This window comes from Chitinophagales bacterium (assembly GCA_019694975.1).
GTDB lineage: Bacteria > Bacteroidota > Bacteroidia > Chitinophagales > UBA10324 > JACCZZ01.
Genome location: JAIBAY010000004.1, coordinates 31,009 through 46,096, shown reverse-complemented (window position 1 = coordinate 46,096; position 15,088 = coordinate 31,009). Strand labels below are relative to the sequence as shown.

Below are 15,088 nucleotides of genomic sequence, written 5' to 3'. Positions count from 1 at the left end.
CAAACATTCCTCGCAGACAAACCATGAAGGCATTGACGCTGAAGATCGTTTTTCCGCTTACGGTTATTTCCTTCGCCGTGTTTACGAAGTGGTGGTATGCTTTGCCTGTTGATGCGCGCGATACACTGTTCTGGGGTTTTCCGTTCGCGTATGTCGGCGAAGGATGGCATACTTCCATGTCGTTGCAGTTTTTTCTGCTTGAATTATTCATCGACCTGTTTATTTACTTTTTGTGTTGGTGCACGATAGTATTCTGTTTGAACATCCTGGCACCGAAAATCAAACCGCATAAAGTGCTTACACAATTATTGTGGCTGTTAGCGATAGTCACCATTGCCGGTTACGCTATCATCATCCGGAGTTCCGACAGTGTTTTCCACTTAAGGAGACCATACGACATGGAAATAATGGACAGCGGCTGCAAATTTATCTGGCAATCCACCAAACGGCCAGAGTACTATCAGTATCATCCTGATCCAAACAAGCTATGAAGCAAGCTATGTTTTTCTAAGGATGAAACAGTACTCTTCTGAGCTGTAACCTTCTTCAAAAATGAATATCGCGCCAGCATAAAATCATCCTGTAAAAAATTCAACGCCTGAATCATGCTGCCAGCGATCTCAAAACAGGCAATCAATGCGGTTATGCCGGATTTATTTCGGCATCTGTCAATGACTTGAAGAGAGCCAGATCAACCGGACAGGATGACTACAAGTATTTTATGATAGCTTCTTGTGATGCTTACCTGTAACATGATCTGCCTGCAACATCATTTATTCCACCAGTACATACTGCTTTGTGCACAATTGTAAAACGGCCTTAGCCTTCCTTTACATGGCACATTCCGCTCCTGATGTAATGGCCGCGTTTACGGAATGCTTGCCTGAATTTTATTAAGTTGCAGCATAGAGTACAAAACACATGCGCACTGTTTTTCAATTCGCCTTCATTACGGTTTGCCTGCTGCTGCCCGCAGCGGGCTTTTCACCAACCGTTGCGCAGGAACTGACCGATGCAGAAAAATACCGTATGGAATATCAAAGCGCAACCGACGATACGATGCGCATCAATGCCCTCAGGAAGCTGGGGACCACCTATGCAAACACGCATCCCGACAGTGCTATTCTGCTAACCCGCCAAGCGCTTGCCGCCGCAAAGCAAGCAGCATGGACGAAAGGGATCGCACAATGCGGCCTGAACCTTGGTGTCTACTTTCAAAATATCACCGCCTACGACAGTTCTCTCGCCTATACCAACCTTGCGCTGGAAGCTGCGCTGAAGCTGAATGATAATAACCGGCTGGCACTGATTTATATCAACAGGGCAACCATGCTGACCATCACCGCCCGGTATGAAGCTGCCTTTGCCGATTTGATGCAGGCAATTAAATTAAGTGAAGCCGAAAAGAATAAAGACCGGCTGGCACGTGCAAGCATCACGATGTCGCAGCTTTACATGTACCAGGAAAACTGGACAGCTGCATTGCCCTGGACGGAAAAAGCGCTTGCGTTGCAAACGGAGTTAGGCAATGAACAACAAATCGGTGTATGCAAGCTCAACCTGGGCGGCATATACCTGAAGCTGGGAGACAAAGATGCGGCTGAAACAACACTGCTCGATGCGCTTCGTATCGCCGAGCATAACAGTGACTTCGAAGGAATCGCCAACACCGCCATATCACTCTCTGAAGTTTACCATGAAACAGGCAACCGGCCACTGGCCATCAGCTACCTTAAAAAGTCGGTGGCAGCTTCAGCACAAATCGGCAATATGAACCTGCTGTCCACCGCGTCGTATAACCTTGGTAACCTCTATTTTGAAACAGGTGATCATAAGCAGGCGCTGCAGTCATTTTCAGCGGGCCTTGAATCCGTGAAGGGAATAAAAGAACAGGAATACGAACAACTCAACTGCCTTGAAGGAATCGCCAGGGCACAGTCTGCGGCAGGTGATTACAAAAGTGCTTATGCTGCACTGGCACAGGCCATGTTATTGAAAGACTCGGTAAATCAACGGCTGCAAAACAGGAAGTTGCTCGAGTTGCAGGCACAGTTTGAAACAGAACAGAAAGACAAAGCCATTGTATTACTGAACAAAGACAAGCTGCTTCAGGCGGAAGAAGTGCGCCGTCAGCGCGAACTGAAAAATATATTTATTGCCGGTGCACTACTGCTGCTGCTGATTGCTGCCCTGCTTTGGAACCGCTTCGTCATCAAACAACGCAGTGCCCGGGAACTTGCCGCTAAAAATATCCTGATAGAACAGGCCCGGCAACGTGCCGAAAAAAGTGAACAGTTCAAGTCGCAGTTCCTGGCCAACATGAGTCATGAGATCCGCACACCGATGAATGCCGTGATAGGCATGACGAACCTGCTGCTCGATGAACCGCAGGATGAAAAGAACCGCCACTATCTCTCCGTTATCAAACATGCTTCGGAAAACCTGCTGGTCATCATTAATGATATACTTGATCTCTCCAAGCTGGAAGCCGGCAGGATGGTAGCGGAAAAAATTCCATTCGTATTGCAGGAGATGGTTACCAGTGTAAGCGACACCTTGCAGCTGAAAGCGGATGAAAAAGGGCTGCTGTTCAGCACCGCAATAGCCGGCGATGTTCCTCCCGTACTGCTCGGTGACCCTTCGAGGCTTTCACAGGTTTTGTTAAACCTTGCAGGCAATGCAATCAAATTTACGGAAGCCGGCAGTGTAACGATTACCATTGAGAGGCCGGAGAAAAATGCAGCGCCGGTTTCCGGAAGCGGGCTTGTTGCCCTGCGCTTTTCGGTGACAGACACCGGTATCGGCATAGAACCGGAGAAGCGCCTGAAAATATTTGAAAGCTTCACGCAAGCCAATACAACTGATACACGCAGATACGGCGGCACAGGTCTCGGGCTCACCATCTCAAAAAACCTGGTGGAAATACTCGGTGGAAAACTGGAATTGGAGAGTGAGCCCGGGGCCGGTTCTGTTTTTTCGTTTGTGTTGCACATGGAACCGGCATCAGACGCGCAGCTGCATTCCTTTCAGCACCCGCAAGAAGGATATTCTGCAGATGATCTGTTCGGATTAAAAATTCTGCTGGCGGAAGACAATGAACATAATCAGATGGTGGCGGTGGATACCCTGAAAAAAATGATTCCGGAAGTGGAAATTAAAGTGGTGAATAATGGAAAGGAAGTGTTAGGCCTGCTAAGAAAGTACCAGGCGGAAAATGAGACAACTCCGGAGAAGCCGGCATTCTTCGACCTCATACTCATGGATATTCAGATGCCGGAAATGAACGGCTATGAAACAACAGAAATCATCAGGTCTGCCTTTCCTCCACCGCTTTCACAGGTGCCCATCATCGCCCTTACGGCCAGTGTTATCCGCAGCGACTTGAAGAAATGCCTGGAGGCCGGCATGAATAGTTATGTGGCCAAGCCATTCAGGAAAGAAGAGTTGCTGCAGGAGATTGGAAAAGTAATGCACCGCAATGCGATACAAATGACGCATGAAACGCAACCATCAATACTGGAGCATGAAACAAAAGGCAAGGACACCTTGCCACATGCATTCGCTGCGGCCGGAAGCATTGACCTCACACGCCTGCGTGATATATGTGATAATGATCCGGTGAAGCAGCAGGAATATTTCAGTCAGTTTCTGCGACTCGTACCGGAAAGGATACAACAATTGAAAACAGTATCCGCTGCGCAGGACCGTGAAAGCATCTGTGAGGCGGCACACCGGCTGAAACCACAGTTAAGTTTTTTCGAAATGAAAAAAGAAGTGCTGATCTTGCATGAAATTGAAACCAGGGCAATGGCGCTTACCGCGCAGGAACTGGAAGGCCTGATCACACAACTCAGCGAAGGTTGTAACTTGGCAGTAAGCAGGATTGAAAAGGAGCTTGAGAAAATTTTATGATCGGAAGAAAATAATCCCGGCATTAACTGTTGTCATAAAAAAAATGTCATCCGCGTAACATCAGCACTTACCGCGTAACTGATACGATATGAGCATTTACAAAGCCATTATTATTGATGATGATGAATTTACGCGCAAATCGCTGCAAGACTACCTGCAGCTTTTCTTTACCGATCTGCAGCTGGTAGCCAACTGCAGCGATGCCGCTTCAGGATTGCAGGCTATTGCACGCCATCAGCCCAATTTGGTATTTCTCGATATTGAGATGCCAGGCGGCAGCGGCTTCGATATGCTCAACAGGATTGATCCGGTTTCCTTTGAAATTATTTTTATCACCTCCTTTGATCATTATGCCATCAGGGCTATCCGCTACAGCGCACTTGACTACCTGCTGAAACCCATCAACCCGGATGAACTGAAGAATGCCGTGCAACGATTCAGGGATAAGAAAGGGAGTGCCCATACACCCGTTCCTGTTTTGCAGAATTTTATCAGCAACCTCCGCGCGAAAACAACCGATGACTTTAAGCTGGCCATCGCCACCACGGAAGGCACCCTCTTTCTTCCGATACAGGAGATAATACGGCTCGAAGCCGATGGCAGCTATACCCTGTTTCACTTGCGCGGGCATAAAAAGCTTTTGGCATCACGCACGCTGAAAGACTTTGCCGACCTGCTCGATGAACACCGTTTTCTGCGCGTGCACAAATCGCATCTCGTAAACAGGCGCTATGTGCGCAGCATCCTGAATACACACCGGCTCCTGATGGAAGATGACATGGAAGTGGACGTATCAAGGAGAAAATGGGAAGAAGTGAAAAACAAGCTGAAGGAATCGGCTTAATGATATCTTAGCGCTCAGTCCGTACGCACTGCTTTTACGCTAACGCTTTACCATTTAACTGGCTGATATCATGCATCAACTCTTTCATACCATTATAGCCGTCCTGCTGCTTTCTTTATCTGCCTGTCATGTTGCCAATAATGAACCACAACATAAACCGGAAAACACCTCCGGCACGCTTTTCATCATCGGCGGCGGCGACCGTGATGATACGCTGATGCAGCAAATGATCATACTGTCGGGATGGAAACAGGGAGACCTCATGACAGCCATTACACTGCCAAGTACCTATGACAGTTCCTACTTCTGGATCAATGATCAGCTGCAGCGCATGACCGGGCAACGATGCGTGAAGTTTGACTCCGCGGCCATACAGGATGTTGCGAAACTTGATTCGCTGAAGCGTTCCAAAATCATCTTTATCGGCGGCGGTGATCAGCTGCGGATGATGCAGCTGATTGCGGGCAGCACGGTGAAAGCAACCATACAGCAGGCGTACCGGATGGGAGCAACTGTTGGTGGCACGAGCGCCGGTGCTGCTATTATGAGCAGCCTGATGATTACCGGCAATCAGCTGATGGATACCGCATATGCGCCTACCTTTCCGGTGCTGCTCGATTCCAACATCGAGCTGAAAGAAGGCCTGGGCCTGCTCGACAGCGTAATCGTTGATATGCACTTCATTGCGCGAAGCCGTTATAACCGTTTGTTTTCCGCTGTGATCAGCCATCCGCATTATCAGTGTATCGGCATTGATGAAGCTACAGCCATCATTGTACACGATGACTCTGCGACGGTAACCGGCCTCAGTGAAGTGCTGGTGATAGAAACACCCGATCAGATCCGTAAAGGAAAAAATCACCTCGTTGGCGCCAATGATATTGATGTATCCGTTTATCTGCCGGGTGAAAAATTCAGCATTAAGAAGTGAGGTGGTTGTGTTGCAGATCAATTTTCAGTGAATCCGGCCGTTCATGAAATCAATGTATTCTTCATCATTGATATTTTTCCCGTTTTGCCGAAACATCCGCTCTTCATCTCAATCGATAATCACCACCGAACCAATGTATAAAATTTGATCTGCCGTGACTTTAATCAGGTAGGTTCCGGCCGGCATCACTGCATGCGCTAAAATGGGTTGATGCAGCATTCCGTCTTTAATGGTTGCCTCCGCAGCATATACCGTCTGTCCGTAGTAATTGATCACACTGATGCTGACTGCACCTTCATACTGTTGCGGAAGCTGCAGGTCCGCATAAAAAATTCCGTCAGCCGGATTGGGGTAAATATTAATTCCGGCTATCGCTGTCGCTTCAACGCCATCAAGCCGGCATCCTGCAACGGTTTTTTTGCCGGAAAAATCAGAACAGCCATTTGCCGTGGTGGCAAGGTATTTATACTTTCCTGCAACAGCAGCGGTAAAGCTCTCGCCGGTAGCACCGGCTATTACCGCATTATTTAAGTACCACTGATAGGTATAGCCGGCATTCACTTTCGCATTAAGCTGTACAGAACCGGTGCTGCATATATTCAGATCGCCTGTAACGGTAATCTTTGCGTTTGCGCCTGCATAATTCTGTAACGTAGTTACAGGAGATGCTTTGGTGCAGCCTGCGTTATTAGTGACCATCACCACATAACCGCCTGCTGACACAGCATTATATTCACTGCCTGTAGCACCTGTGACCGGTAGGCCTTCATACATCCATTGATAGGTGAAATCATTACCCGTGTTCGCTTTCAGCAATAGCGGCAAACCAGGACAAAGCTTAATGGTTCCGGCAGGTGTTATGGTTGATTTGGGTAATGCCTTACTGTTGACCGTTGTGCCTGGTGATAGCTGGCTGCAGCTGCCCGATGTGATCAGTACGGAATAGGTGCCGTCTTCGGTGGCAATGTAAGCAGCATCGGTTGCGCCATTTATAGCAGTGCCGTCTTTGATCCATTGATAACCGACGCTTGTGCTGACTTCCGCCTGCAACAATTGTCCAGATCCGGCACATATCGTGATGTTTCCCGTAGGGGAGATAACCGCCGGCACCACCTCCTCATCAACCTGTGTATCACAATCATCGTCAAGGCTGTTGCAGACTTCGGTGGCGCCCGGGAAAATTGTGGCCGCTCCATCATTGCAGTCTGCTGTGTTGGTGGCATAGCCTGATGGCGGGGTGGACTGGCAGGTGCTGATGAATCCTTCTTCTCTGCCATAGCCATCGGCATCATCATCCGGGTAATAAATAATCTGCACAAGTCCGTCATCGGATTGCATATTGCAATCATCATCGGCGTCATTGCAGGTTTCTGATGCGCCGGGATGTATGCCGGCATCGGCATCATTGCAATCGGTAGTATCCATAGAATAACCGGCAGGCAGCACACAGGAATAGGTTGTTTCATTCTTATTGCCATAGCCGTCAGCATCTGCATCCGCATAAAAAGTTATGCGCACATTCTCATCAATTGTCCCATCACAGTTATCATCCGCATCGTTGCACAGCTCCTCAGCGCCGGGATGCATGCTGGACACATTATCGTTGCAATCCGAAGCGTCAGCCACATAGCCTGCCATGGCATCACAAGCTCGCACCGTATCTATTACATTGCCAAATCCATCACCGTCTGCATCGGCATATAAACGGTATCCTGTTCCTTCATCCGTGAGGTTATTGCAGTTGTCATCGGCGCTGTTGCAGTTTTCGGTCGCACCGGGATGTATGCCGGCATCATTGTCGTTGCAATCATCACGATTGGTGACATAGCCCGCATAGGATGAACTTCCCATCAGCCATGATCCGGCATTGCCAAAACTGTCTTCATCTAAGTCTTCATACAGTGTATCCGTGGTCGAATACTGAAGCTGCAGCTGTATGGTGTCTTTATAAATCCTGATGCTGTCGAGGGTGATCAGGCCGCCACGGTAGAGTATTGATCCCGACTGACTGACCTGCTGCCGGTGAAATACTTTCCAGGTGACAATAGTATTTTCCGGGGGATGAAACTGCTGCAGCCGCCGCGGAGTTACAGACACTAATGCGGATTCGGGATAAACGACTAACTGACTGTCTGCACCGTAGAGATTCCGGACAAAACAACGCACCGTCCACGAGTTGATGCTGTCGCTAACATCTGCCGTCCAATCAAGCGAGCCGTTTACACTACCATACAGCTCGCCGCTTGTACGGCTGCCATTGCCCGGATCTTCGTCCAGCGAATTTTTGCTGAAAGCAGGGTATGAACAATTGCGCCGGTACCTGAACAGATCAAAATTCTCTATTGTCCAAAATCCTTCTGCTGCTCCATGGCTTCGCTGATCCCAGAAATAATAACCTCCTGCAGCATTCGCAGTAACGGAGTCATAGTAAACTGTTTTTTCCGTCCAGCCGACGGTTGAATCCATTTTGCCGTTGATGGCATAAATGGGAGGCAGGTCGCGCGTTTTATATTTATGCAGCAGCCATGCGCAGTTTACCACATCAAATGTATTGTCACCGAGGTTGGTGGGCAGATTCGTACTCACCTGCCCCAGGAGCCTGTCGACATCAATTCGGTTTTTGCCCCCTGCGTTAAACGAATTCGTTGTAACGGAATCATTCATAAATCCAACATTAAAGCAGGGAACAGAAATCGTTACTGCGGCAATCTTTTCCGGATATGTAACAGCTGATAATATGGCGCCGCATGCACCGGCAGAGGAACCATGGTAATAAATCCTGTTGGAATCGATATCCAAAGTTCGGATCGCCCAATCGATGGTGGATCTATATCGCGCCTGGTAATAATTATAGTTGATGCCGGAAACGGGAACAAACATCTCCTTCGTGTAAATATTATACCCGGAATTACCGCCCCAGTATCCTGATATTGCCCCGCTGGGGAACAATTGTTCAATATTCAGATTCATCTCATCCGAGGTGACCTGCGCGATATTGGCGAAAAAATCAGTGCCGCCGCCATGCCAGTATACTACAAGCGGCTGATGGCCGGTGCTGTTGTTTCTGTATAGCAGGAAATCAGTCGCAAGGAATCCTGCCGCATTAACCGGCGGTTCAGTCACGGAAATTTTAAAACTGATGAAATTTGCATACGCCTCCACCATGCTTCCGCCAATCACCAATGTTCGTTGAAAAACAGGCAGCGGTGTTGCTACTGTTTCTGTTACTGGTGTAGCGAGGGAATTAATGCCATACGTTATGGTGGTGTCTTCTGAGCCATTGAAAAGAATGGTAACAGCATAGTAATAAGTACCGGTGACCAGTGTAGTGGCTACCATCAGCCCTTTCGTCGGTGCGAGCGGTGTGCCACCCGAATCAATAGCCAGGTAATAATTTTGTTTGAAATGGGCAGTGAGATCAAAATCAATGGCACTCTTTTGAGATACCCATCCTAGATATTCGCAGCCTGCCAGCTGAGACCCATGCAATATGGGTGACAGGGAACGATACACCTTGTAGTAATTATTATTATTGGGATGGTTGTTCCAGGTGAGGAAAACCTGTCCGTGACGGTGTACTGCCGTCAGCGTACTTACCTGCTTCGCAGTCAGCTGCGGCGAAAGCAACAAGATCAATATACATGCTGCAGTGGCCATCCGCCATACCTGCTGAATAAACATTCTCTTTTGTTGCAGACATTGAAGCAACAGCATGTCATTCTTTGCCTGCTGCTGTTTATACTCCGGTACTGATTCTTCCTGCATCCCGATATTTATTTGGCCTGGTGGCTGCACCGTAATAAATGGTGGTGCCTGCAACAAGGTATGAATTTAAGTATAGTAACAGTTGACAGATGGTGGCTGATATCCGGTCATACGTTTGGATCATTATTTTGTTCCGTCAGCCCTTTTCCGCACAGACACCTTGAAGTCTGCCGTCCGAAGCAATCCGTTACCGATTGCAAAATAATGGCCGCTGTTATCATTTGATTTTACTTACTTCGCTATCACGCATGCCATTCAGCCATGCCTGCATTTCATGTACTGCCTTATAGATGCCTTCCGCTAGAAACATTCTCGGCCACCTGTTTTCATTCTTTGTTATCGCCATTGCTTTTCTATTGCCGGCATTTCCGCGGACTACCGGCTTTCTGATAGCAGCACTTACCATCATCTGGTTGGCGGATGGCAATATCATATTAAAGCTGAAGATCATTTTCCGGCAACCGCTGGCGCTGCTTTTTACCGGAGTATATGCTGCATACCTGCTAGGCATGATCGCGACGGTTCATTTGTCAGCAGGCACCGAAAACCTGCTCTTGAAGATATCCATGTTGCTGTTCCCTCTATTTTTTTTCGCACCAGGCAAATTGGTACTTCCGCCGATAAGGGTGGTCTTCCGTTTTTTTATGCTGGGTTGTTTGTTTTGCTGCCTCCTGCTTCTCTCCATCGCCACCGTCTCCTTTTTTTCAAACGGGACGAACCATTTTACCTACACCAACCTGACTGCCCCGCTGGCCATTCATCCCTCGTATTGCTCCATGTATCTGCTCTTCAGCATCATCACGCTGATGCTTCCTTTCCTGGAAAGAAAAAATAATCACCTGTTCGGCAATGCCGTAATTTCAGGAACCGCCATTGTTTTTTTCATACTCATGATCTTTTTACTTTCCGCACGGCAGGAAATGATTGCCCTGCTGTTGCTCTTACCTGCTTTGCTGCTGTATTATTTTGCACGGAGAACAAATCTGCTGACAGGCATTGCCATCAGTGCAGGGATGGTTGGCAGCTTATTACTGGTGATATTTTTTGTGCCGGAAGCAAAAATGCGGCTGGAGAAAATGCAGTCGCAACTGGAAGAGCCTTACACCAATAATGCCCCGAATAGCGTAACCATGCGAAAAGTTATCTGGCAAAGCTCGCTGCAGGTCATTCAGGAGCATCCCTTCGGCGTGGGCACCGGCGATGTTACCGATGCACTGCTGCAGCAATACAAAGAGAATAATCTCTTATCGCCGCTGAACGATAAACTGAATGCACACAATCAGTTCCTGCAGATGGCCCTCGCTATTGGCATTCCCGGGTTACTCCTGTTTATCATTTCCATTATTGCCGCACTCAGGGCCGCTGTGCCGGCGCGGCAACCGGTGTACACATTGTTTCTGCTGTTATTCCTTTTTTGCATGGTTACCGAAAGCATGTTAGAATCGGAAGCCGGTGTAGTTTTCTTCTCTTACTTCAATGCCCTGCTGGCAAGAGCAGCGCTGATGGCTGAAAACAATGAAAGCATTGGCAAGACGCTGCTGCTATGAGCGTCCGTCACTGTTCAGTTTTCTTAGTTTGGCATATTTCTGAAAAGTATAACCGGCACTGATGGTACAGACTTTCCAGCCCGTATTGCCATCGAGGAAGCCCAGCCGCAAAACATAATTCCGCAAAAAAGCTGCAGCTGTTTTTAGATAAAGCATTGGCAGGCTGATGGTTTTGTTTTGACGGTGCATTGCGGCTGCAGCAATGTCTGCATACCGTTCCATCTTGGCACGGTAGCCCGCTTCGGAGTCGGCTGTATAATGCAGCAGGTTGCCGCGTATCCTTCCTGAAGATGAACCGGCCTGCAACTCAAACCTGTCGTGCGGATTGGTGCCGCTGAATGTTCCTTTATTCCGGTCGAACAACCGCAGCTTTCTGTCGGGATACCAGCCACTGTGCCGCACCCAGTGCCCGCAGAAGCTGGTGAGCCGGTTGATAAAATATCCGTCATGCTGCCAGTTGCTTTTGAGGTGAACTATGGATTGTATTAATTCATCCGATAAACACTCATCGGCATCGAGTGATAGGATATGCGGATATGAAGCCAGTGAAACAGCAAGATTTTTTTGTGCAATGTGTCCGCCGAATTCCTTTTGAATAACCCTGGCGCCGTACTGCCCGGCAATCTGCCTGGTGTGATCCGTAGAGAAGGAATCCACCACCACTATTTCATCTGCCACCGCTTTCACCGACTGAAGGCAGTTCCCGATATTTTGCTCTTCATTAAACGTAATGATGACCACGGATAGCGGCGTCATGATTTTTCTGATTGAAGAAACACAACCATCAGTAGCAGAAACTGCAGGTAGAATGCAGTGCCCATTTGTTCTTCCACCGTTGCTTCCGTGAGGAAAGAAGAAAGCAGGATAATATTAAAGCATACAAACAGAATATTGCTGATCCTGTTTTTATTGAAGAGCGGAAGAAAAACGCCGAGGCAGAAAATAAATAATCCAATCAGCCCCGTGCCGGCGGCCACAAACACAAACTGATTGTGTGGCAGCAGATAGTCGCGCGGATGTTCCGGCGCTTCGCAAAGCTTCCTTGTCATCTCCTGTTTCAGGTCACCTATACCAACGCCGGTAAGCGGATGTTCCCGGATGAGTTGCATTCCTTTTTCAATGGATAAGATCCGTCCGCCATCTGAAAGCCCGGATGCATTATTGAACTGCCACAGCTGTCGCAGGTCGTATTCCATGTAATTCACCTTCGCTTTCACGGAAGGCAGCACGAGGTAAGCCAGCACGGGCAAAAGAATCAATGCGGCAGACAGCAGCAACGCTGATTTCAATTGTCTGCCCCGAAAAATAAAGTTAAAAATCAGGTAAATAACACAGGCATAAAATGCGGCGAGGCCACTTCTTACTGCCAACAGGTGAATGAAGAAAATCAGGTAGATGGTGAAGGCGCCGGTCAGCCAGCGTTCCCAGGCAAACAGGATGGTAGCCCTGCGAATGAACAGGTAATAGCCTGTAAAAATCGCAAACGAAACCATGAGTGAATACCGGATATGGCTGAAAGGTGTATCAATGACGCGTCCTTGTTTATACGCATTATTGATTTCCTCAAAATCCGCAGCATAGTTCACCGTGATGATCAGTGTTGTAATCACCACGATATAAAAGAAGAAACTGAGCAAAAGGCTGAACTGCCTTGCCGTTATATTGTTTTTGAAAACAGTGAAAGCAACAGGGAGGGCGAGAAAAGGCAATTTGAGCCGCAGGCGTTCAAGATAAAAAACCGGGTCTTCTGTTGAATTGAAATAGCTTGCTGCATAGAGAAAAAAAATCAGCGTGAGGGATACCAGCACAGGGTCACCGAAAAACAACCGGAACGTCTTACGCGGATCGGTGAGTATTACCGCATAACCTGCCATCACCATCATGCTGATGCTTACCATGGCACGTGCGATAAACATTCCCGCAATACCGGCGGCAAGTGCCAGAAAAGGGATGGCTTGCAGGAAGGTATTGAGCGCGGAATATGGCTTTCGCTGGTCCAATGGTTCAAAGGTAAACGCTAATAACTTTTATAGAACTATTTATTCACTTATTTTTAAAGCGTGGCAGAAGAGCTGAATACCATCGTAAACAGCAACAGTGAGCTGTTTGAAAAAGAATTCCTCCCGCATGCGGAGGCGCTCTATAATTTCGCCTATCACCTTACGTATAACGAAGAAGATGCGAACGATCTCGTTCAGGACACCTTTTTAAAGGCATATCGTTTCATTGATTCGTATGAACGCGGAACGAACAGCAAAGCATGGTTGTTCAAAATTCTCAAGAATGGCTTCATTAATGAATACCGGCGTAAATCACGGCAACCGAATGAAGTGGATTATGAAGACTTTGTTACCTACCAGGAGAGTGACACCGCCGCCGGCATCGGCAACATGGATTTGCGGGAAGATCTTTTCAAGGGACTGATCGGTGATGAAGTAACAAGGGCCGTGAATGGATTGCCGGTAGATTTCAGAACCGTGATTCTGCTGAGCGATGTGGAAGGATTCACCTATGAAGAAATTGCCAAAATAATTGACATACCAATCGGCACCGTTCGTTCACGCCTGCATCGTGCACGCAACCTCATGAAAGAAAAATTACGGGACTATGCAAAAAAAATGGGGTATAAAGAAAATCGCTGAAAGACTGGGGCTGAAATCCCGGGCTAAAAAAAACGTGTACGATTGCAAAGAGACCATGAAGCACGTGATGATGGCGCTTGACGGCGAACTGTCTGCAGATGAAGAAATAGCTTTTCTTTCCCACATCAATCATTGCTCTCGTTGCCTGGAAAAATATGAGATTGAAAAATCATTCAAGCAATTCCTGAATGAAAGAATATCCCGTCACCAGATTCCCGGCCAATTGGTTGAGCAGATCCGTTCGCGTATCTTGGGCAAAGCCGACCGCTGATGCCTGACATGACTGTCGTTTCCACCCTTTTACAAAAAATTGAAGCCGGAGATATCAAATCACTGGCAAGAGCCATTACACTGGTTGAAAATGATTTACAAGGCAGTGAGGAACTGCTCGAAAAAATTAATGCTCGGGTAATACCGGTGATCGGCATCACGGGGCCTCCCGGCGCAGGAAAGAGTTCATTGGTGAACGCAATTGTTCATCACCTGCTCAGGAATAAATGCATGATCGGAATCGTCGCGATCGACCCATCTTCCCCTTTTAATTTCGGCTCATTGCTCGGCGACCGCATCCGGCTGGCGGAACATTTCAATCATCCCAATGTCTTCATTCGTTCCATGGCAACGCGCGGTTCGCTTGGTGGTTTATCCGACAAGATCATGGAAGTAACCGATGTAATGCATGCCTTTCCCTTCGATTATATTTTTATTGAAACAGTCGGCGTTGGGCAGTCGGAAGTGGAAATTGCAGGATTAGCGGATACCACCATTGTGGTGATGGTGCCGGAAGCAGGTGATGAGATTCAAACCATGAAAGCAGGCCTGATGGAAATCGCCGACATTTTTGTGGTGAACAAAGCCGACCGTGCCGATGCTGATCTGTTTGCCAAAAACCTGCGCACCCTCGCCGCTTCGGTCATGCAACGGGAATGGATAATTCCCGTTTTGAAAACTGTGGCCACCAGCAATAACGGCATCGATGCATTGCTTGAGCAAATACAACAGCACAGGCATGCCGGTGTTTCCAATACCCGCCGGTTAATGCTGCTGGCGGAGAAAGCATGGCGTATCATTCAGAAAGAAAAAATGAAATCGGTCGACAAAAAAAAGCTCCAGGCCGAACTGGAAAAAGCAAGCTCCCGCGACGGGTTTAATGTGTATCGCTTCGCCAAAAATTTTTGACGGTGATATTAGCAGCTATCTCAAAACAGGCAATCGATGCGGTCATGCCGGATTTATTTCGGCATCTGTCAATGAATGGAAAAGATCCTGATCCCGATTAATCTGAACTGGATGACTCCAGGTATTTTGAGATAGCTTCTATCGTAGCATGCATATCCATCAGCCCTTTTGCCTGAGTTTGATATCCTCAAGAAACAGTGACAACGTTATTCGCAGACATTCAACAGTCACCTACATTACTTACGACTCAGGACTCACTACTTTCCCC

11 protein-coding genes are annotated in these 15,088 nt (G+C 47.8%); 8 read left to right on the top strand and 3 right to left on the bottom strand.

Annotated features, from left to right (window positions below; translation table 11 throughout):
• Positions 1 to 23 precede the first annotated feature (23 nt).
• The 4 genes from K1X61_08830 (at position 24) to K1X61_08815 (ending at position 5,687) form a co-directional block, all read left to right on the top strand.
• Complete coding sequence (locus K1X61_08830; protein ID MBX7108735.1) at positions 24 to 491, top strand: hypothetical protein; 468 nt, start codon at positions 24 to 26, stop codon at positions 489 to 491.
• Positions 492 to 921: 430 nt separating this feature from the next.
• A complete protein-coding gene (locus tag K1X61_08825) occupies positions 922 to 3,912 on the top strand; it encodes a tetratricopeptide repeat protein (protein MBX7108734.1) in 2,991 nt (996 codons plus the stop codon).
• Between the two features lie 88 nt (positions 3,913 to 4,000).
• The gene (locus K1X61_08820) at positions 4,001 to 4,756 is read left to right on the top strand and encodes a LytTR family DNA-binding domain-containing protein (protein MBX7108733.1); all 756 of its coding nucleotides are present in this window, start codon (positions 4,001 to 4,003) and stop codon (positions 4,754 to 4,756) included.
• A gap of 70 nt (positions 4,757 to 4,826) precedes the next feature.
• Positions 4,827 to 5,687 carry a cyanophycinase gene (locus tag K1X61_08815; GenBank protein ID MBX7108732.1) on the top strand — a complete coding sequence of 287 codons (861 nt, stop codon included), beginning with the start codon at positions 4,827 to 4,829 and terminating at the stop codon, positions 5,685 to 5,687.
• 108 nt (positions 5,688 to 5,795) lie between these two features.
• Here the strand turns inward: K1X61_08815 and K1X61_08810 are convergent, their stop codons facing one another.
• Positions 5,796 to 9,452 carry a hypothetical protein gene (locus K1X61_08810; protein ID MBX7108731.1) on the bottom strand — a complete coding sequence of 1,219 codons (3,657 nt, stop codon included), beginning with the start codon at positions 9,450 to 9,452 and terminating at the stop codon, positions 5,796 to 5,798.
• 290 nt (positions 9,453 to 9,742) lie between these two features.
• Between K1X61_08810 and K1X61_08805 the strand changes: the two genes are divergently transcribed.
• Positions 9,743 to 10,999 carry an O-antigen ligase family protein gene (locus K1X61_08805; GenBank protein MBX7108730.1) on the top strand — a complete coding sequence of 419 codons (1,257 nt, stop codon included), beginning with the start codon at positions 9,743 to 9,745 and terminating at the stop codon, positions 10,997 to 10,999.
• Here K1X61_08805 and K1X61_08800 read toward each other — a convergent pair.
• Positions 10,994 to 11,755: a glycosyltransferase family 2 protein gene (locus tag K1X61_08800; GenBank protein MBX7108729.1), complete on the bottom strand. Its 762-nt coding sequence runs from the start codon at positions 11,753 to 11,755 to the stop codon at positions 10,994 to 10,996. The genes K1X61_08805 and K1X61_08800 overlap by 6 nt on opposite strands.
• Complete coding sequence (locus K1X61_08795) at positions 11,752 to 12,999, bottom strand: O-antigen ligase family protein (GenBank protein ID MBX7108728.1); 1,248 nt, start codon at positions 12,997 to 12,999, stop codon at positions 11,752 to 11,754. Before K1X61_08795 ends, K1X61_08800 begins: the two co-directional genes overlap by 4 nt.
• A 60-nt stretch (positions 13,000 to 13,059) precedes the next feature.
• Between K1X61_08795 and K1X61_08790 the strand changes: the two genes are divergently transcribed.
• Genes K1X61_08790 through meaB form a run of 3 tightly spaced genes read left to right on the top strand, consistent with a single transcriptional unit; the run spans position 13,060 to position 14,820 of the window.
• Positions 13,060 to 13,641: a sigma-70 family RNA polymerase sigma factor gene (locus tag K1X61_08790; GenBank protein MBX7108727.1), complete on the top strand. Its 582-nt coding sequence runs from the start codon at positions 13,060 to 13,062 to the stop codon at positions 13,639 to 13,641.
• Positions 13,607 to 13,912 carry a zf-HC2 domain-containing protein gene (locus K1X61_08785; GenBank protein MBX7108726.1) on the top strand — a complete coding sequence of 102 codons (306 nt, stop codon included), beginning with the start codon at positions 13,607 to 13,609 and terminating at the stop codon, positions 13,910 to 13,912. The genes K1X61_08790 and K1X61_08785 overlap by 35 nt, the downstream gene beginning before the upstream one ends.
• An 8-nt stretch (positions 13,913 to 13,920) precedes the next feature.
• The gene (gene meaB, locus K1X61_08780) at positions 13,921 to 14,820 is read left to right on the top strand and encodes a methylmalonyl Co-A mutase-associated GTPase MeaB (GenBank protein MBX7108725.1); all 900 of its coding nucleotides are present in this window, start codon (positions 13,921 to 13,923) and stop codon (positions 14,818 to 14,820) included.
• Positions 14,821 to 15,088: the final 268 nt, after the last annotated feature.

Excerpts from the sequence above, each read along its gene's own strand:
- K1X61_08830 (MBX7108735.1), top strand. The coding sequence starts at position 24 with ATGAAGGCATTGACGCTGAAGATCGTTTTTCCGCTTACGGTTATTTCC.
- K1X61_08825 (MBX7108734.1), top strand. The coding sequence starts at position 922 with ATGCGCACTGTTTTTCAATTCGCCTTCATTACGGTTTGCCTGCTGCTG.
- K1X61_08820 (MBX7108733.1), top strand. The coding sequence starts at position 4,001 with ATGAGCATTTACAAAGCCATTATTATTGATGATGATGAATTTACGCGC.
- K1X61_08815 (MBX7108732.1), top strand. The coding sequence starts at position 4,827 with ATGCATCAACTCTTTCATACCATTATAGCCGTCCTGCTGCTTTCTTTA.
- K1X61_08810 (MBX7108731.1), bottom strand. The coding sequence starts at position 9,452 with ATGCAGGAAGAATCAGTACCGGAGTATAAACAGCAGCAGGCAAAGAAT.
- K1X61_08805 (MBX7108730.1), top strand. The coding sequence starts at position 9,743 with ATGCCTTCCGCTAGAAACATTCTCGGCCACCTGTTTTCATTCTTTGTT.
- K1X61_08800 (MBX7108729.1), bottom strand. The coding sequence starts at position 11,755 with ATGACGCCGCTATCCGTGGTCATCATTACGTTTAATGAAGAGCAAAAT.
- K1X61_08785 (MBX7108726.1), top strand. The coding sequence starts at position 13,607 with ATGCAAAAAAAATGGGGTATAAAGAAAATCGCTGAAAGACTGGGGCTG.
- meaB (MBX7108725.1), top strand. The coding sequence starts at position 13,921 with ATGACTGTCGTTTCCACCCTTTTACAAAAAATTGAAGCCGGAGATATC.